This window comes from Leifsonia naganoensis (assembly GCF_013410615.1).
GTDB classification, from domain to species: domain Bacteria; phylum Actinomycetota; class Actinomycetes; order Actinomycetales; family Microbacteriaceae; genus Leifsonia; species Leifsonia aquatica.
The window spans coordinates 1,983,311-2,001,247 of sequence record NZ_JACCHJ010000001.1; the positions used below are offsets into that span (position 1 = coordinate 1,983,311).

The 17,937-nt window shown below is 71.8% G+C and carries 13 protein-coding genes; 6 read left to right on the forward strand and 7 right to left on the reverse strand.

Features of this window, described 5'->3' with window-relative positions; genetic code table 11:
• The first annotated feature begins 97 nt into the window (after positions 1–97).
• Positions 98–313, forward strand: a complete 216-nt coding sequence (locus HNR14_RS09690; protein WP_179700865.1) for a hypothetical protein — start codon at positions 98–100, stop codon at positions 311–313.
• A 3-nt stretch (positions 314–316) separates the two neighbouring features.
• Here HNR14_RS09690 and HNR14_RS09695 read toward each other — a convergent pair whose 3' ends face one another.
• The 5 genes from HNR14_RS09695 to HNR14_RS09715 form a co-directional block, all read right to left on the reverse strand.
• Positions 317–658, reverse strand: coding sequence for a YciI family protein (locus HNR14_RS09695; RefSeq protein ID WP_179700866.1), 342 nt, complete (start codon positions 656–658; stop codon positions 317–319).
• Positions 659–815: 157 nt separating this feature from the next.
• On the reverse strand, positions 816–2,918 hold the full coding sequence (locus HNR14_RS09700) for a Fe(3+)-hydroxamate ABC transporter permease FhuB (RefSeq protein ID WP_179700867.1): 2,103 nt from the start codon (positions 2,916–2,918) through the stop codon (positions 816–818).
• 7 nt (positions 2,919–2,925) lie between these two features.
• On the reverse strand, positions 2,926–3,984 hold the full coding sequence (locus HNR14_RS09705; protein ID WP_179700868.1) for an iron-siderophore ABC transporter substrate-binding protein: 1,059 nt from the start codon (positions 3,982–3,984) through the stop codon (positions 2,926–2,928).
• Complete coding sequence (locus tag HNR14_RS09710; protein ID WP_021765755.1) at positions 3,981–4,865, reverse strand: ABC transporter ATP-binding protein; 885 nt, start codon at positions 4,863–4,865, stop codon at positions 3,981–3,983. Before HNR14_RS09710 ends, HNR14_RS09705 begins: the two co-directional genes overlap by 4 nt.
• A gap of 67 nt (positions 4,866–4,932) precedes the next feature.
• Positions 4,933–5,919 carry a helix-turn-helix domain-containing protein gene (locus tag HNR14_RS09715; protein WP_218875007.1) on the reverse strand — a complete coding sequence of 329 codons (987 nt, stop codon included), beginning with the start codon at positions 5,917–5,919 and terminating at the stop codon, positions 4,933–4,935.
• Positions 5,920–6,023: 104 nt separating this feature from the next.
• Between HNR14_RS09715 and HNR14_RS09720 the strand changes: the two genes are divergently transcribed.
• Positions 6,024–6,956 (forward strand): ROK family protein, encoded by a 933-nt coding sequence (locus HNR14_RS09720; RefSeq protein ID WP_179700869.1) that lies wholly within the window; start codon positions 6,024–6,026, stop codon positions 6,954–6,956.
• Positions 6,957–7,257: 301 nt separating this feature from the next.
• Here the strand turns inward: HNR14_RS09720 and HNR14_RS09725 are convergent, their stop codons facing one another.
• Positions 7,258–8,307 (reverse strand): LacI family DNA-binding transcriptional regulator, encoded by a 1,050-nt coding sequence (locus HNR14_RS09725; RefSeq protein WP_179700870.1) that lies wholly within the window; start codon positions 8,305–8,307, stop codon positions 7,258–7,260.
• 166 nt (positions 8,308–8,473) lie between these two features.
• On the opposite strand from HNR14_RS09725, the gene HNR14_RS09730 reads away from it, so the two are divergent.
• Both HNR14_RS09730 and HNR14_RS09735 read left to right on the forward strand, forming a co-directional pair.
• Complete coding sequence (locus HNR14_RS09730; protein WP_179700871.1) at positions 8,474–14,251, forward strand: GH92 family glycosyl hydrolase; 5,778 nt, start codon at positions 8,474–8,476, stop codon at positions 14,249–14,251.
• Positions 14,248–14,613, forward strand: a complete 366-nt coding sequence (locus HNR14_RS09735; RefSeq protein ID WP_179700872.1) for a hypothetical protein — start codon at positions 14,248–14,250, stop codon at positions 14,611–14,613. Before HNR14_RS09730 ends, HNR14_RS09735 begins: the two co-directional genes overlap by 4 nt.
• A 12-nt stretch (positions 14,614–14,625) precedes the next feature.
• Here HNR14_RS09735 and HNR14_RS09740 read toward each other — a convergent pair whose 3' ends face one another.
• Positions 14,626–16,329 carry a cytochrome c biogenesis protein DipZ gene (locus HNR14_RS09740; RefSeq protein ID WP_021763294.1) on the reverse strand — a complete coding sequence of 568 codons (1,704 nt, stop codon included), beginning with the start codon at positions 16,327–16,329 and terminating at the stop codon, positions 14,626–14,628.
• 142 nt (positions 16,330–16,471) lie between these two features.
• Here HNR14_RS09740 and HNR14_RS09745 point away from each other — a divergent pair, with 142 nt between their 5' ends.
• Together HNR14_RS09745 and HNR14_RS09750 are read left to right on the forward strand one after the other, a co-directional pair.
• Complete coding sequence (locus HNR14_RS09745; RefSeq protein WP_179700873.1) at positions 16,472–17,134, forward strand: fasciclin domain-containing protein; 663 nt, start codon at positions 16,472–16,474, stop codon at positions 17,132–17,134.
• A 123-nt stretch (positions 17,135–17,257) separates the two neighbouring features.
• Positions 17,258–17,911 carry a nitroreductase family protein gene (locus HNR14_RS09750; RefSeq protein WP_179700874.1) on the forward strand — a complete coding sequence of 218 codons (654 nt, stop codon included), beginning with the start codon at positions 17,258–17,260 and terminating at the stop codon, positions 17,909–17,911.
• The last annotated feature ends 26 nt before the right edge of the window (positions 17,912–17,937 follow it).

Here is a 17,937-nt window from a genome sequence, read left to right on the forward strand (position 1 = left end):
GCGCCGGAATCAGCCCTGATTGCGGGCTTGCCCCGCCGTCAGCCGCGCACGGAAACTATACGAATGCATGGGGATGGAAGGGCGGGGGTGCGTGTCGATGCCGTTCGAACGAGTCGCTGAGGAGATGCGCGACATCTACGCGAACGCGATCGCTCGAGCGGTCCACGACGGAGACAGCCCGCCCGACGACATCGTCGCCTCCTGGGCGTTCTACGACGCGGCATTGCGGGAGGGGCGGACGGCGGTCGTCCTCCGGGACCGCGCGACGGTGAGCGAATCGGCGGACGGCGACGGGACGGCGGTCGACCGCTGAGGGCTACGACTCCGGGTCGTACATGAACTCGCGCACCTCCTGCGCGCACCGGCACGAGGTGGCGATCTTCGCGCCCCACTCGAGCGCGGCCTCTCGTGACGGCAGCTCGAGCACGCAGAAGCCTCCCTTCATCTGCCCGGTCTGCGGGTAGGTGCCGGAGGTGACGTTGCCGTCGCCGTCCACCAGGACCGGGTCGACGTTTTCGTCGATTCCGCCGCCGAAGACGTAGACGCCGACCTCCTTCGCTTCGCGCATGACCGCGTGCGAGGCGTCGGACACCGCTTGCAGCTCCTCCGCCGGGAACGTCATCGCCCCGCTGGGGAAGGAGATCAGGAACTTCGTCATGGGTTGCTCCCTCGTCGTCGGGCCCTGTGTCCGGGAGGCTACTCCGGTCGTCGTCGTCGCGCACCCGGTTCGGATGCCATCCCTTCCGGAGTTCTGCACCGTGCCGCTCGGCGTGTTGCGTACAGAAGTCCGGAACGGTTGGAGGGAAGGGAGGGGTCTACGCCCGCGACCGCCGCAGCAGCCAGACGAAGTAGGGCGCCCCGACGAGGGCGATCATCAGACCAGCGGGCAGCTGCGACGGCGCGATGAGGGTGCGGCCGAGGGTGTCGGCGACGCAGACCAGCAGGGCGCCGAGGAGCATGGCGACGGGGATGGTGCGGCCGTGGCGCGCTCCGACCAGCCCGCGCGCGAGGTGCGGGGCGATGAGGCCGACGAAGCCGACCACGCCGACTGCCACGACGCTCACGGCGGCGAGCACGGCGGCGATGGCGAGGACCGTCACGCGGGTGCGCTCCAGGCGGAGGCCGAGGATGCGCGGGGTGTCCTCGTCGACGGCGAGCAGGTCGAGGCGGCGCCGCATCCCGAACAGCACGGGCACGGCGATCAGGAGCGCGATGGCGACCGGCGCCACGTCGGGCAGCGTGCGGCCGTAGGTCGTGCCCGAGAGCCAGGTGAGGATGCGCGGCGTCTGCCACGGGTCGGCGCGCAGCAGCAGGAACGCGGTGATGGCGGTGAGGCCGTAGCCGCAGCCGATGCCGACCAGGACGAAGCGATCGGGCAGGAGGCCGCCGCGCCAGGCGAGCAGGGCGATCAGTCCGAAGGTGGCGAGGCCCATGACGACGGCCATGACGATGAGCAGCGGGCGGCCGCCGGCCATCCCGGACGTCACGACGATGACCGCGCCGAGTCCCGCCCCGGCGGTGATGCCGAGGATGCCGGGTTCGGCAAGCGGATTGCGCACGGTGCTCTGCACGACGCAGCCGGCCAGGGCGAGGGCGGCTCCGGCGAGGGCGGCGGCCAGGATGCGCGGGAGGCGCTCGTCCAGCGCGCGGGCCACGAGGTCGGGGGCTCCGCCCTGCAGCCAGAGCGCGATGTCGCCGGTGCGCAGCCAGAGGCTCCCGGCCAGCATCCCGACCACGGCCGCGACGGCGAGCAGCACGCCGGCGACCACGAGCACGATGACGAACCGGCGGCGGGAGCGCACGGCGATGCGCGCGCCGGGCGGCTGACGCACCGATCCCGAGTCGCGCAGCCGCATCGCCAGCGCCACGATGATCACCGCGCCGAGGACGGCGGTCGGGATGCCCGTGGGGATGGAGGCGGCGGCCTCGGCACCGAGGATCGCGCGCAGCGTGGCGTCGGCGAGCAGGATGAGCAGCGCACCCATCAGGCCGGAGGCGGGGATGAGCAGCATGTGCCGGTTGAGCGACGGCACCCGCGCGGCGACGAGACGGGTCAGCACCGGCGCGCCGAGCCCGACGAAGGCGATCGGGCCGGCGACGGTCACGGCGACGGCCGTCAGCAGCACCGCGCTCACGACCGCGAGCAGGCGGGTCGATCGGATGGGGACGCCGAGGGAGGAGGCGGTGTCATCCCCGAGCCGCAGCACGTCGAGGCGGCGGGAGAGCAGCATGACGAGGGCGACGACGGCGACGATCAGCGGGATGGCACGCGTCGACGCGTCGAGGTTGAGCTGGGCGAGGGAGCCGCTGCCCCAGGCGAACAGCCCGGTGGTGCGCTCCTTGAAGAGGATGAGGAGCATCGCGGTGGCCGCATCCAGCGCCATCGCGATGGCCGAACCGGCGAGGATGAGCCGGGTGGTGCCCGTCCCGGCGCCGCGGCCCGCCACCCCGAGCACGAGCGCGGCCGCGGCCAGGCCGCCGACGAACGCGACGCCTCCCGACGCCCAGAGCGGCACGGACAGCCCGAACGCAGCGACCGCCGAGAGGGCGAAGTACGAGCCGGCGCTGACGGCCAGCGTGTCCGGCGAGGCGAGCACGTTGCGCGTCACCGATTGCAGCAGCGCACCGGCCGCGCCGAGCGCGATGCCGACCGCGATGCCCGCGAGCAACCGGGGGAGGCGGGAGCCGGTCAGCACGTCGGCGACCGGCACGCCGCCGACCGTCTCCTGCGCGCCGGCGGCGTAGCGCAGGAGGTCCCACATCCCGATCCCCGACGTGCCCTGCGTCACGTGCCACATCCCGACCAGGGCGACGGCGACGAGCAGGGCGACCAGCACGGCCGCCCCGCCCGCCCCGCCGCGGAGCCCGGTATCGGCGATCGGGCGCGGCCCGGTCGCTGCGATCCGGGAGGTGCTCACCGCGCGGTCAGCTCTGGGTCAGCGCGTCGACGTAGGCGTCGATCGCCTGCTCGTTCGAGAGCGGGCCGCCCGCGCCCCACACGCCGGCGGGGAACGCGTGCGCGCGCCCCTCCTTCACGGCGGGGAGGGAGGTCCAGATCGCGCTCTTGTCGAGCTCGGTCACGTAACTGTCGGGCGTCTTGTCGTCCGAGTAGAACAGGTTCGCGTCACCGACCGCGGTGAGACCCTCGATGTCGGTCTGGGCGAGGCCGTACGCCGGGTCGACGCCGCCGTTGCCATACGCCTTGTCGATCTCGTCGGTCCAGGCCGAGGTCATCCCGAGCTGCTCGCCGAGCGCGGTGAAGAGCGCGCCCTTGCCGTAGGGGCGGATCGCGACGTTGCCGCTCTCGATCCAGCCGTCGAAGAAGAGGAAGCTCTTCGTCGGGAGGTCGACGTTCTCGACCTTCTTCTTGGCCGCGGCGAGGTGCTCGTCGAACTGCTTCAGGACGACGTCGGCGCGCTGGGTGCGGCCGGTGGCCTTCGCGATCATCGTGAAGACGCTCTTCATGTTGCCGATCGGGTCGGCGGCGTTCGCGCCCAGGGTGACGAGCACCGGCACGTCGCGCTTCTCGAGCTGGGTCACGATCTCGTCGTCCGCCTTGAAGCCCTCGACGATGATGAGGTCCGGCTTGGCGCCGTAGAGGGCGTCGAGGTCGGGCTCGCCACGCTCGCCGGCGTTGACGACGCCCTTCGGCAGCTTCTCGGCGCTCACGTAGGTGGTGTAGCCGTCGGGGTCGGCGACCGCGACCGGGCCGACGCACAGCGTCAGGGCGTCCTCGATCTGCTGCCACTCGAGCACGGCGACCCGCTTGGCCGGCGCGTCCAGCTTCACCGTGCGGCCGACGCCGTCGGTGATGGTCACCGGGCCGGTGGAGGTGGCGGTCGTGTCGTCGGCGCACGCCTGCGAGGTCGCCTTCGGGGCGGCGGTGCTCGCCTCGCTGACGGCCGTGGTGCCGCAGGCGGTGAGGGTGAGTGCGACGGCGGCGACGGTGGCCGCGACGGTCGCGAGTCGGTGGGCTCGGATCATGGGTGGTCCTCTCTGATGGGGGATGCGGGGGACGGTGCGGGGCGGGCCGGTCGCGCGGCGTGGCGACCGACCGGGTCGATGCGCAGGCGACCTGACCGCGGGTCGACCTCCACCTCGACGCGCAGGTCGTAGACCTCGCCGATGTTCTCCGCGGTGAGGACGTCGTGCGGGTGGCCGGCGGCGTGGATGCGGCCGTGGCGCATGAGGAGGAGCGAGTCGGCGATGCGGGCGGCATGGTCGAGGTCGTGCAGCACGATCCCGACGGCTGCGCCGTGCTCGTCGGCCAGGTCGCGCACGAGGTCGAGCGTCTCGATCTGGTAGCGCAGGTCCAGGTGGTTGGTGGGCTCGTCGAGCAGTACCACGCCGGTCTCCTGGGCGAGGCAGGCCGCGAGCCAGACGCGCTGCACCTCACCGCCGGAGAGCTCGCCGGCGGCACGGCCGGCCATGTCGGTCACGCCGGTCGCGTGCATCGCGTGGTCGATAGCGCGGCGGTCGTCGGCGGACAGACCGGAGAAACCGCGGCGGTAGGGGTGCCGCCCGAAGGCCACGACCTCCTGCACAGTGAGCCCCTGCGGTGCCGGCCGGGACTGCGAGAACAGGGTGACCTCCCGGGCGAACTGGCGGGGGCTGAGGAGGGCGGCGCGGCGGTCGGTGCCGGCGGTGTCGCGCAGGTTGACGGCGCCTTCCGCGGCACGATGCAGGCGCGCGAGCGAGCGCAGCAGGGTCGACTTGCCGCTGCCGTTGGGCCCGACGAGCGCGGTGACCCGGCCCGGCTCGAGGGTGATCGACACCCCGTCGACGACCGTGGTCGCGCCGAACCGCAGGACGAGCCGCTCCCCGCTGAGGCCTGTGGCGGCGCGCGGGGGAGGTGTGCTGGGCATAGGGGATCTCGTCCGGGTGGAGTGGGGGCGTCGGTGCGGAATCCTCGGGAGGTTAGGTAAGGATTGCCTAAGTCAGAATATGTTCGACCGCGACTGTCTGCAATCCAGACCTAAGGACAGTGGATACGGGCTTCCGGACAGTATCCGGCTGCGGCGTCCCCGCGTACGCGCCGGGGGTGGTGCCCATCACGCGGCGGAACGCGGCGATGAACGTGCTGGGCTGGGCGTACCCGAGGCGCTCGGAGGTCTGCTGCACGTCCCATCCCTCCGCCAGCAGCGCGAGCGCCTGGTGCACCCGCAGTGCCTGCCGCCACTGCACGAACGACAGGCCGGTGGTCTGGCGGAACGCACGCGTGATCGTCCGCTCGCTCAGGCCCAGCTGCCGTGCCCATTCCTCGAGTCCGCGGTCGTCGGCCGGATCGGCGAGCAGGGCCTCGGCGATGGCGTCGATGCGGGAGTCCCCGGGGACCCGCAGGGCCAGCGGCTGCTCGGCGGGTGCGAGCACGTCGAAGACGACCGCCTCGGCCCGCGCGCGAGCCGCCGCGTCGAGGTCGGTGCGCGCCAGGTGGGTGAGCAGCGACTCCAGCAGCGGCGACATCGCGATCACCGTCGGGCCGTCGAACGCGACCGGGGTGCACTCGGGGGCGAAGAAGGCGTCGAAGAACTCCACCCCGGCGGTGAGCCGGCCGGCGTGCTCTGCGCCCGCGGGCAGCCAGAGTCCGGAGCCCTCCGACACCGTGAAGACCCGGCCTCCGACGCGCGTGGTCATCGTGCCGCCGCGCACCCAGACGAGCTCGTGCAGGGGATGCGCGTGCGACTCCCACTCCAAGGGCCCAGAGGGCACCTCGGACTCCGCGCGGATGATCGAGCCCTCGGCAGCGCCGGCCGGCATCCGGCCCGTGCGGCGGACGACGGTGTCGGGCTCGCGGCGCCATGACCCGGAACCCGCGGAGTGCTCGGGCGCGACCGTCGCGCCGGGCCACGCGGGTGTCGCGTCGGGCTCGGCGGCGCCGGCGTCGGCGGCGGGGTCTGGGGTGGGAGGGCGTGCGGGCATCCCGACCAGCCTATGACTATGATTTACCGATGCGACAGCGCTGTCACCCCAGAGCTGGCCGCGATTCGAGGAGGTAGCCGGTGGTCGCGCAGGGCGGACAACACATGGTGGTCGACGTCGGCGGGAGCCATGTCACCGCCGCCGCCGTCAGCACCGCGGCGCCCGGCGGCGCGGCCCTGCTGAGCCGGATCGAGCGGTCCGTCGACTCCCACGCTTCCAGCGCCGTCGTGCTCGACTCCTGGGCCGCCGCGTGCGTCGACGCCGCCGAGGGCGCGGGCATCGATGCGGGAGGTCGCGACTGGGGTCTCGCGATGCCCGGCCCGTTCGACTACGACCACGGCATCGGCCACTACGCCCGCGTCGGCAAGTTCGAGCACCTCGCGGGGGTCGACATCCGCTCGGGCCTCGCCGATCGTCTGGGCGTGGAGCCCATGCGGGTGCGGTTCGTGCACGATGCCGGCGCGTACGGCATCGGCGAGTGGAGGTACGGCTCGCCGACCCGTCATACGCGCTTCGTGTGCGTGACGCTCGGCACCGGCGTCGGCTCGGCCTTCGTCGACGACGGTGCGCTGGTGTTCGACCGTGCGGACGTCCCTCCCGGCGGCGAGGTGCACCGGCTGCCGTTCGACGGCCGCGATCTGGAGGACACGATCTCGACCCGCGCCCTCCTCGCCCGCTACGCGTCTCCCGATCCCGGGCTCAGCGTGAAAGAGCTCGCGTCGCGCGCCCGCTCGGGGGATGCGCGCGCCCAGGGTGCGTTCGACACCGGGATGGAGGCGCTCGCGCTGGCCGTCGGGCCGTGGCTCGCCGCTTTCGGCGCCACCGCACTGGTCGTCGGCGGCTCCATCTCGCGCTCGTGGGATGTGCTCGAGCGCGGCTTCCGCGCCGGTCTGGAGACCAGTGCGCCCGAGCTGGCCGGGACGCTCGACATCGCGCCCTCCCGCCTGCTCGCCGATGCGCCGTTGTACGGCGTCGCGCACCTCCTCGAGCGGTCGGCCGCCGGCGCCCGGTGCGTCACGGCGCCAGCGCTGCCGTAGGCGCGGGCCGCATCCACTTGCCGCAACACGCCGCCTGAGCGGCCACGCTGGCGGCGTGTTGCGACCACTGGATGGGTGCGGCGACCACTGGATGGGTGCGGTGTCCACCGGATGGCTGCGGTGACCACTGGATGGGGGCCCACACCTAGTTGGCGAGACGCGCCGTCCGGGCAGGTGCGCAAACGGCGTGTTGCGACCACTGGATGGGTGCGGTGACCACTGGGTGAGGGGGTGGCGGCATGTCGTGACCACTAGATGGCTAGCGCTAGCGTGTCAGCCCGCGCACCCGCACTCCCGCGCTTCAGCCGCGCGGCAGCCGCTCGCCCGAGCCGCGCTGCACCAGGCGGGTCGGCAGCACGATGCCGGATGGGCCTTCGTGGCGGCGGTCCATCGCACCGAGCGCGAGCCGCGCGGCCGTGCGCCCCATCTCCACCGGGTCGTGCGCGACGACGGTGACGCCCAGCACGTCGGCGAGCTCGAAGTCGTCGAAGCCGACCAGTGCGGGCCACACGTCGAGCTCGATCATGGCGCGCAGGGCGCCGATCGTGATGCGGTTGTTGCTGGTGAAGAGCGCGGTCGGCGCGTCGGACTGTGTGAGCAGGTCGCGCGCCTCGTCCAGGGCGGCCTGCACGTCGTGGGCGTCGTGGCGCACCCAGCGCCCGGGGTCGAGGGAGGCGGCGCGCATGGCGTCCTCGAAGCCGGCGAAGCGCTCACGGTGCGTGTCGAGGCGCGAGAGGTCGCCGATGAAGCCGATGGAGGTGTGGCCGGCGGCGAGGAGGTGCTCCACCGCATCCCGCGCCCCGCGCCGGTTGTCGAGCAGCACCGAGTCGGCGTCGATGCCGACGCCCGGGCGGTCGACGAAGACGACGGGGATGCCGCGGGACTGCACACTCGACAGATCGCTGTGGTCGGTGATGGTGGAGACGAGGATGAGCGCGCGCACCTGACGGTCGACGAATTCCCCGATCAGACCGCGTTCGCGCGCGGGCTCCTCGTCCGAGCTGGCGACGGTGAGCTGCATCCCGTGCGAGCGCAGCTCCTGCTCGACGCCCTTCGCCACGGCCGAGTAGAACGGGTTGGCGAGGTCGCCGGTGATGAGTCCGACGAGGTTCGAGGTGAGGCCGCGGGCCAGGAGGCTGGCCGCGCGGTTGAGCTGGAAGCCGAGCTGGTGCGCGGCGTCGAGCACGCGCTCGCGGGTGGCCTCGGCGACGCGCGGCTCGCCGTTGACGGCGCGGGAGGCGGTCTTCAGGCTGACGCCGGCGCGCTCGGCCACCTGGGTCAGCGTGGGCGCGGAATGCGGGCGGTCGGGATGCGGCTGCGGGGAGGCCGCGCCGGAGGGATCCGTGGCCATGGGCGTCGCCTTCCTCGTCCAGCTGGACCCGCCGCGCCGACCGGGTGTCGGAAATTCGTGCTTGACCGCGGTGACAGCGTAGGACAAAATCTACCAGTGACAGCGCTGTCACATGCGGGGTCACCAGAGTTCGATATTTCCTTCACCAGCCAGGAGTTCAGCCAGAATGCTCCGCATTTCGCACTACCGGTCCGCGCATCGCGCCCGCCGCTCCCTCCTCCGCACCGCCGCCGTCGCGGCCGCCGTCGCCCTCGTGGGCTCCGGCGCCGGCCTCGCGGCACTGCCCGCCGCGGCCGCCTCGACGCCGTTCCTGTCGTCGTTCGAGACGGCGGACCCGCAGCCGCTCGCGAGCACGCCGTTCGGCACGCAGACCAACGTGACGGGCAAGGTCCCGCCGGGCAGCCTGTCGGCGTACATCGGCAACGTCACCGCCTCCGCCGAGAACGCGCCGGGGGAGACCGCGGTCAAGCTGACCGACAACAACTCCAGCACCAAGTGGCTCACCAAGGCGGCGACCGGCTGGGTGGTCTACACCTTCGCCACGCCGAGGCTCGTCACCGACTACGCGCTGACCTCCGGCAACGACTCCGCCGGCCGCGACCCCAAGAACTTCACCATCGAGGGCTCGAACGACGGCAGCACCTGGAGCCCGGTCGACACCCAGACCGGCCAGACCTTCAGCAACCGCCAGACGACGAACGCGTACCACCTGGCGACGCCGGCCACGTTCTCGCAGTACCGGTTCACGGTCACCCAGAACAGCGGCGACGCGTACCTCCAGCTCGCCGACTGGGACCTCCGCGACGCCACCCCGGGCGCGACCCCGATGCTCTCGGTCGTCGGCGCCGGCCCGACCAACGGCTACAACGCCAAGGCGGGCGCCGGCTTCAGCGGCACCCACGCGCTCCGCTACGGCGGCAAGCACCTCGCCGACGGCGCGGCCGCGGCGACGAACCTGCTCTACGACGGCGTCGGCGCGACGATCGGCACGCAGACCGAGCTCTCGTACAAGGTCTTCCCCGACCGCGGCACCGACCTCGCCGTGCCGTCGTCGTGGGTCGCCGTCGACCTCGTGCTGGATGACGGCACGACCCTGTCGAGCAAGCAGAACCTCACCGACGCCAACGGCTTCGGCGTGACCGCCCGCGCCCACGGCGAGCAGAAGTCGCTCTTCGAGAACGAGTGGAACAACATCCAGATCGACCTCTCGAGCCTCGCCGGACGCACGGTGCAGAAGGTGCTCCTCAGCTACGACTACCCGACCGGCAGCGCGAGCACCGTCTTCTCGGGCTGGATAGACGACGTGCGCATCGGCGACGCCGCACCGGCCGCCGACGCGTCCAGCAAGGTGAAGCTCGTCGACACCCGCCGCGGCACGCTCTCGAGCTCGTCCTTCTCGCGCGGCACCAACATCCCGGCGACCGCGTGGCCCAACGGCTTCAACTTCTTCACGCCGTTCACCAACGGCGGCAGCCAGGGGACGCTGTACGAGTACCAGCGCGCCAACAACGCCGACAACCTGCCCACGCTGCAGGCGATCGGGATCTCGCACGAGCCGAGCATCTGGATGGGCGACCGCGACCAGCTCGGCATCATGCCGTCGACCTCCGGCACTCCGAACGGCGACCTGACCACGCGCGCCCTGGCGTTCAGCCACTCCGACGAGATCGCGCGCCCGGACCTCTACAGCGTCAAGTTCCAGAACAACCTCGTCACCGAGGTCACCCCGACCGACCACGGCGGCATCTTCCGCTTCCAGTTCCCCGGTACGACCGGCAGCGTGATCGTCGACCGCGTCGGCGGATCCTCCTCGCTCAGCGTCGCGGCCGACGGCACCGTCTCGGGCTGGACCGACGGGGGCAGCGGCAGCGGCGTGAGCCGGATGTTCGTCTCCGGCGCGTTCGACAAGACCCCGAGCGCGGTCGGCACCGCCGCGGGCAGCCGCACCGGCGCCCGCTACGCGGCCTTCTCGACCACCGCGGGCGAGACGGTGCAGCTGCGCCTCGCCACCTCCTTCATCTCGGCCGCGCAGGCCAAGAAGAACCTCGACCTGGAGGTCACCGGCAAGAGCTTCGACGACGTCAACGCGGCGGCGGCGAACGCCTGGAACGACCGCCTCGGCGTGATCGACGTGGAGGGTGCCACGGCCAACCAGCTGACCACCCTGTACTCGAACCTCTACCGCATGAACCTCTACCCGAACTCGCAGTTCGAGAACACGGGTACCGCGGGCGCCCCGGTCTACAAGCACGCCAGCCCGGTCGCCCCGCAGACGGGCGCCGCGACGGACACGGCCACGAACGCCAAGGTCGTCGACGGCAAGATCTACGTCAACAACGGCTTCTGGGACACGTACCGCACCGTCTGGCCGCTGTACTCCCTGCTCTACCCGAAGCTCACGGACGAGCTGGTCGACGGCTTCGTGCAGCAGTATCGCGAGGGCGGCTGGGTCTCCCGCTGGTCGTCGCCGGGCTACTCCGACATCATGACCGGCACCAGCTCCGACGTCGCGTTCGCCGACGCCTACATCAACGGCTCGGTGTCCACGGCGGTCGCGCTCGACGCGTACGACGCGGCGGTGAAGAACGCGACCGTGCTCGCGCCGTCGAACAACGTCGGCCGCAAGTCGCTCGACACGTCGATCTTCCTCGGCTACACGCCCGACTCGCAGGGCGAGAGCGTCTCGTGGGGGCTCGAGGGCTACATCAACGACCACGGCATCGGCCAGATGGCGGCGAAGCTCGCGGAGGACCCGGCCACGCCGGACGCCCGCCGCGCGCAGCTGAAGGAGGAGTCCGCGTACTTCCTCGACCGCGCCACCAACTACGTGCAGATGTTCGACCCGGCGACCGGGTTCTTCCGGCCGAAGACCGCGTCGGGCGCCGTCTCGGGCGACGCGAGCTTCGACCCGAAGACCTGGTGGGGCCCGTACACCGAGACGAACGCCTGGAACTTCGCGTTCCACGCGCCCTTCGACGTCGACGGCCTCGCCTCCCTCTACGGCGGATCGCAGGGCCTCGTCGACAAGCTCGACCAGTTCTTCGCGACGCCGGAGGACGGCGGCGGCGGGACGATCCACGAGATGATCGAGGCCCGCGCGGTGCGGATGGGTCAGCTCGGGATGAGCAACCAGCCCTCGCACCACATCCCGTACCTCTACGCCGCGGCCGGTGCGCCGAGCAAGACGCAGGCCGTCGTGCGCGAGGTGCAGAAGCGCCTCTTCGTGGGCAGTGAGATCGGACAGGGCTACCTGGGCGACGAGGACAACGGCGAGATGTCGTCGTGGTACATCTTCTCGGCGCTCGGCTTCTACCCGCTCCAGCTCGGCAGCGGCGACTACACGATCGGATCCCCGCTCTTCACGAAGACGACCGTGCACCTCGCCGGCGGCAAGTCCCTCGTGGTGAACGCGCCGAACAACAGCGACAAGAACGTCTACATCGCCTCGGCGAAGCTGAACGGGCAGGCGCTCGACACCGCGGCTCTCCCGCACGACATCCTGAGCACGGGAGGCACGGTCGACTTCACGATGAGCGCCACCCCCACGTCGTGGGGCGCGCACACCAGCTCGACGCCCGTCCCGACCCCGGCGACGGACGTCACGAAGGCCGGCTACGGCACGACGACGGTCTCCGACGGCAGCCAGATCGGCTCCCTGACCGACGACAACTCGCGCAACGTGGCCACCTTCGCGACCGCGACCCCGGCGATCAGCTGGACGTCGTCGAGCGGTGCCGTCTCGGTGAACAGCTACACGCTCACCTCGCCGGCCACGGGCGCCGTCCCGACCGCCTGGCACCTGGAGGGCTCCGCCGACGGCACGAGCTGGATGCCGCTGGACACCCGCACGGGCCAGACGTTCACCTGGGCGACCCAGACCCGTCCGTTCGAGCTCGCGCATCCCGGATCGTTCACGCACTACCGCCTGACGATCGACGCGACCACGACCGGTGACCCCGCGTCGCTGGCCGAGCTCGAGCTGCTCGCCACCCCGGGCACCGTCGGCGACCTGGCCATCACCCCGGCCGAGGGCGTGAAGGCGGCCGTCGGAGCGTCCGTCGGCGCGACCCTCGCGACCGTCTCCGGCGGCGACGCGAAGACCGCGGACGACCTGACGGTCACGGCGGACTTCCACGACGGCGCCGGCCCGAAGCCGGCCGCCGTCTCGAAGACGCCGCTCGGCACCTGGGCGATCACCGCACCGCACGCGTTCGACGCGGTCGGCGAGTACGCCGTGACCATCACGGCGGGTGACGGCACCTCGCAGGTCAGCGCGGACGTGCCCGTCTCGATCAGCCGCGACAACACGCTCGCCGGATCGTTCGACAGCACCTGCATCGGAGACGCCGGAGTCGGCGCCAACTGCGACGCGAAGGCGTGGGCGTTCAACCGCGCCCTGCTGAAGAACACCGGCTTCGTGCAGGGGACGACGGTGGCGGTGCCCGGCACCGCGCTCACCTTCGATCTCCCCGCGGCCGTCGCCGGCCAGCCGGACAACGCGACCGGCAACGGCCAGACCATCCGGTTTGACGCGGGCCAGGGCGCCACGACGCTGTCCGTGATCGGCACGGCCACGCAGACCGCGCAGCACGTCACCGCCACGATCACCTTCACGGACGGCAGCACCGCGCCGCTGGCGATCGACTACGGCGACTGGGTGGGCGCGGCGAACAGCCCGATCAACGGCGGCATCTCCGTCGGCACGTCCGCGGGCCGCCTGAGCGGATCGAGCGCTGCGGACGGCCAGACCGCCGGCATCTTCTCGACCGCGCCGTACGCGATCCCCGCGGGCAAGACCGTCCAGTCGATCACGCTGCCGGTGCAGACCGGCGACCCGGGATCGGCGGGCCGCATCCACGTGTTCGCCTTCGCCTCCGACGGTGCGCGCACCGCTCTGCCGGCGCTGACGGCCACGGGCGCGGCTCTGGATGCGCAGAAGACGGGCGTCGAGTTCACCGCGCCGCTCGCCACCGCAACGGGCGGAGCCCCGAGCACGCCGGGCGCCTACGCCGCCCGCGTCAACTGGGGCGACGGCTCGCCGGTCGCCGATGCGCCGGTCACCCCGGGCACGGGAACGGACCCGGCGACCGTCGCCGGTACCCACACCTACACGACCGCTGGCGACTTCACGGTCTCGGTCACGGTGGACGACGGGCTGAAGAGCACCGCCGTCACCACCGCGGTCCACGTCGACCAGGCCTACCAGCCGAAGCTCGATGCGGTGGCGGGGACGTTCCTCCCCGGCGCGGACGCGACCATCACCGGGCACGGGTTCGCCGCGGGCGAGCCGGTGACGGTCACCCTGGGCACCACGCCGGCCACGCCGGTCTCGACGACGGCCGACGGCTCCGGTGCGATCAGCACCACGGTGACGATCCCGGCCGGCACCGCCGACGCCACCTACACGGTGACGGCGCGCGGTGACACGTCGCAGACCGACGCGACGACCTCGGTCGTCGTGAAGGCTCCGGTCGCTCCGGGTGCGGACGCCACGCTGAGCCTCTCCGCCGGGTCCGCCGTGCGCGGTGCGACGGTGGTGGCCTACGGTGACCACTTCCCGGCCGGCGAGACGGTGGCCTTCACCCTCCACTCCGACCCGATCGCGCTCGGGACGGCGACGGTCAACGCGCAGGGCGTCTTCACGGCGGCCCTCGTGGTGCCGGCCGGAGCGGCCACCGGAGCGCACGAGATCGAGGCGACCGCCGGCGGTGTGACCGTCCGGGTCGCGTTCACGGTGCTCGACGTCGCGCCCGCCGACCACGGCACCGCTCCCACGCAGGGCGGCGCCTGGACAGGTCTGGCCGACACCGGGACGAACGCGCAGGGCGCTCAGTCGGCCGCGGCCATGGGTGCCTGGCTCGTCCTCGCGGGCGCACTGCTCGCGGGCGCCGGGTACCTGCTGAGCCGCCGCATCCGCCGCACCCGCGGAGGATCGGCAGAGTGATGGAGGCGACGATCACGCAGGCGCAGGCCGCGGCCGAGGAGGAAGGGGAGAGCGAGCGCCCGTACGCCTGGGTGCTCCCCGCCCTCCCGGCCGAGGCCGAGCGCGTCGTCGTCGCCCTCCAGCAGCGGCAGTGGGAGCGCAGCCGGAGCACGTGGTGGCGTCGGGCCGCCCCGCGCCGGCTCGCCCCGCTCGACCGCGAGATGGCCGCCGTGCGCGAGCTCCGCGAGCTCGCCACGGCGGTCCTGGACCGCCGCGGCGGCAACCGCTACGGCGCGATCGTCCCGGTCTCCGAGGTGCTCCTACTCCTGTCCGACCCGATCGCCTGGGGCGAGCTCCTCAGCCTGAGCGGGCTCGACCGCTAGCAGAGCGTCGGTTTATCCGAAGGTGAAGGAGTAGGCGGTCACGCCCTGCGGCACCGTCACGGTCAGGGTCCCGCTGCCGGTGTCCTTGGTCGAGAGCAGCTGCCGCGCGTTCGGGACTCCCGAGACGTGCACCGTCTGCTTCTTGCCGTCGCGCTCGACCGTGACGTCACCGGTGCCCGAGAGCACCATCTGCACGACCTTCGCCGTGTACGAGAGGCGGATGGTCGCGGGTCCGGCCGACGGAGTGATGGACTGGGTGCCCACGTTCCAGCCGCCCTCGAGCGCGAAGGAGTTCGCCGCCTGCTTCTCCGGCAGGCTGAACGTCTGCGTGCCGCTCGTGTACTTCTCGGGGCCGTCGTAGTTGCGGACCTTGGTGTAGCCGAGGTAGGTCTCCGGCGTGATCTTGCTCACCTGCGGTGTCGCGTCGGCGACCTCGGTCGGGGCGGGCAGCTTCACCGACGGGTTGGCCTGCTGCAGCAGCTGGCGGATGAGCGACTCGGTCTGGGCGTAGTTGCCCTCCCCGAACTGAACATTGCGCACCGTGCCCTTCGCATCGATCAGGTAGTGGGCCGGCCAGTAGCGGTTGCGGTAGTTGGTCCAGGTCGACAGGTTGTTGTCGATCGCGACGGGGTAGGTGATCCCGAAGCCCTTCGCGGCCGACTCGACGTTCGCCGGCACCTTCTCGAACGCGTACTCGGGCGAGTGGACGCCGATGATCTGCAGACCGGCCGCCTTGTACGCCTTCTCCCACGCGACGACGTGCGGGATGGAGCGCTCGCAGTTGATGCAGGAGTAGGCCCAGAAGTCGATGAGGACGACCTTGCCCTTCTCCTGGTCCAGCGCGATCGGCTTGTTCCCGGGGGTGTTGAACCACTGCTGGATGCCTGTGATGTCCGGGGCCGTGCCGCACGACTGGAGTTTGTCGGCGTCGTTGCTGCACTTCGAGAGGTTCTTGTTCTGGTCGTTGACCAGGCCGCCGAGGTTGAGGGCCTGACTCACCTGGTCGGAGGACGAGAAGTTGTCCTGCAGTGCGGACGTGTAGTCCGGGATGAGCCGCTGCAGCGCCTGCGGGATGTTGAAGAAGAGCCCGACGGCCAGGGCGACCATCAGCACGCCGCCCGTGATGCGGATGCCCTTCTGGTGCTTGCGGAACCCCTTCACCCGCTCGGAGACGCGCCGGCCCGCCAGCGCGAAGATCAGCAGCGGGATGGCCGCGCCGATCGCGAAGGACAGCGTGAGCACGATCGTCTCCACGCCGATCTTGCCGGTCGAGCCCGCGACCGTGATCGCCGCCAGCACCGGTCCCGCGCACGGCACGTACACCGCCCCGAGCGCGATGCCGAGCACGAAGCCGCCGCGGTCGGTGCCCACGTTGCGCTGCGGGATCCACGAGAACGGCTTCTCCAGGATCTCCTCGAACTTCGGCACGATCAGGCCGATGCCTATCAGCACCAGCACGACGATGCCCGCGTACCGGAGCACGTCCTGAGGCAGGTGCAGCAGCGCGAGGAGGAGCGAGCCGAGCAGCGTGAACACGCTGAACGACACCACCAGACCCAGGATCACCTGGTACGGCCGCCACCGGGAGGCGCCGGAGGCGCGGTCGCTCTGCGCGCCGCCGGAGAAGAAGATCACCGGCAGCACGGGGAGGATGCACGGGGAGATGCCCGTGATGAGGCCGCCGAGGAATCCGATCAGCGCGAGTGTCAGGTACATGCCCTGCGTTCGGCGGCGGCATCCCGATCGGATTGGCCAAAAGACGTTCCAATCCGATCGTGAGCGACGCTCCGAAGCCCCGTCGTAGCAAGAACGTCGTAGCACGTCACATCACTGCATGAACGCACGAAGGAGTCTCACAATGCGCACTTCCAAGATCTCGCTCGCGGTCGCCGGAACGGTCGCGGCCCTCGCCCTCGCCCTCACCGGTTGTTCGTCCGGCTCGGGCACGGGGTCGTCCTCGACCTCCTCCTCGGGCTCGTCGATGACGACGCCGTCATCCTCCGCCATGGCCGACCCGGCCGCCGACCTCGTCGGCCCCGGCTGCGCCGCCTACGCCAAGCAGGTCCCGTCGGGCGCCGGCTCCGTCGCCGGCATGTCGCAGGACCCGGTGGCGACCGCCGCCTCCAACAACCCGCTGCTGACCACGCTGGTCGCCGCGGTCTCCGGCAAGCTCAACCCGAAGGTCAACCTCGTCGACACCCTCAACGGTGGCGAGTTCACCGTCTTCGCCCCGGTCGACAGCGCCTTCGCGAAGATCGACGCGGCCACCCTCGACACCCTGAAGACGGACGCGGGCGCCGACACGCTCAGCAAGATCCTCACCTACCACGTCGTCCAGGGCCAGATCGCCCCGACCGACATCGACGGCACCCACAAGACCGTCGAGGGCGGCGACCTCACGGTGACCGGCTCCGGTGACTCGATGAAGGTCAACGACGCCTCCGTCATCTGCGGCGGCGTCCACACCGCCAACGCCACGGTGTACCTCATCGACTCCGTCCTGATGCCGCCGGCCCAGTGACTCTGAGCTGACGAACGACCGAAGCGCCCGGACTCGAACCGGGCGCTTCGTCGTGGGCGGGGGCGCCGCTTTGTTCCGGCGTTCCCCCGCCCGCGTGGCCGCCGCCGCGGTTTGACTGGTCCCGTGACGCGAACCATCCCCCTCCCCTCGCCCGACCTCTACTACCCGGCGTCGGGAGTCAGCGCCGTCACCGCGCTGCGCGAACGCCGGTCGCAGCACGAGTTCGCGGCCGAGCCCCTCTCGCTCACGACGCTCGCCACTCTGCTCAACGAGTCGGCCGGCATCACGGAGCTCTTCGGCCGCGGGACGCCGTCGCCCGGCCGGGCGTACCCGGTCGCCTGCGTCGTGGCGGCCTGCGCCGTCGACGGGCTGCCCTCCGCCTTCTACCGGTACGACCCGCGCGCACACACGCTGTCCCCGCTCGCGACCGAGGCCGATCCGCGCGAGTGGGTGCTCGGGGTGCTCGCCAACCGGGCCATCGCCGAGACGGAGGCCGCGCACGTCTTCGCGGTCGGCGACGCCGACTCCGCGCAGCAGCACTTCGGGGAGAACGCCGACCGCTTCCTCCTGCTCGAGGCCGGCCACCTGATCCAGAGCATGCTCCTGGTGGCGCAGCACCAGAAGATCGGCGCGTGCGCGATCGGGAAGTTCGATCGCGCGGCGGCCGAGGCGCTCCTCGGCCCGGCGACGGGAGGCGGCCCGGTCCTGCACAGCGCCGCCTTCGGGCACTACTCCGAGGCGCGGGTGCAGGCGCCGGCCCACCGGACGGCGGCCTGACCGTTCCGTCGCATCGGGAGCCCCCG

Bases quoted from the DNA above. Each gene is read 5' to 3' on its own strand.
- HNR14_RS09715 (WP_218875007.1), bottom strand. From the start codon at position 5,919: ATGCCCGCACGCCCTCCCACCCCAGACCCCGCCGCCGACGCCGGCGCC.
- HNR14_RS09745 (WP_179700873.1), top strand. From the start codon at position 16,472: ATGCGCACTTCCAAGATCTCGCTCGCGGTCGCCGGAACGGTCGCGGCC.
- HNR14_RS09720 (WP_179700869.1), top strand. From the start codon at position 6,024: ATGGTGGTCGACGTCGGCGGGAGCCATGTCACCGCCGCCGCCGTCAGC.
- HNR14_RS09695 (WP_179700866.1), bottom strand. From the start codon at position 658: ATGACGAAGTTCCTGATCTCCTTCCCCAGCGGGGCGATGACGTTCCCG.
- HNR14_RS09690 (WP_179700865.1), top strand. From the start codon at position 98: ATGCCGTTCGAACGAGTCGCTGAGGAGATGCGCGACATCTACGCGAAC.
- HNR14_RS09705 (WP_179700868.1), bottom strand. From the start codon at position 3,984: ATGATCCGAGCCCACCGACTCGCGACCGTCGCGGCCACCGTCGCCGCC.
- HNR14_RS09725 (WP_179700870.1), bottom strand. From the start codon at position 8,307: ATGGCCACGGATCCCTCCGGCGCGGCCTCCCCGCAGCCGCATCCCGAC.
- HNR14_RS09740 (WP_021763294.1), bottom strand. From the start codon at position 16,329: ATGTACCTGACACTCGCGCTGATCGGATTCCTCGGCGGCCTCATCACG.
- HNR14_RS09730 (WP_179700871.1), top strand. From the start codon at position 8,474: ATGCTCCGCATTTCGCACTACCGGTCCGCGCATCGCGCCCGCCGCTCC.
- HNR14_RS09710 (WP_021765755.1), bottom strand. From the start codon at position 4,865: ATGCCCAGCACACCTCCCCCGCGCGCCGCCACAGGCCTCAGCGGGGAG.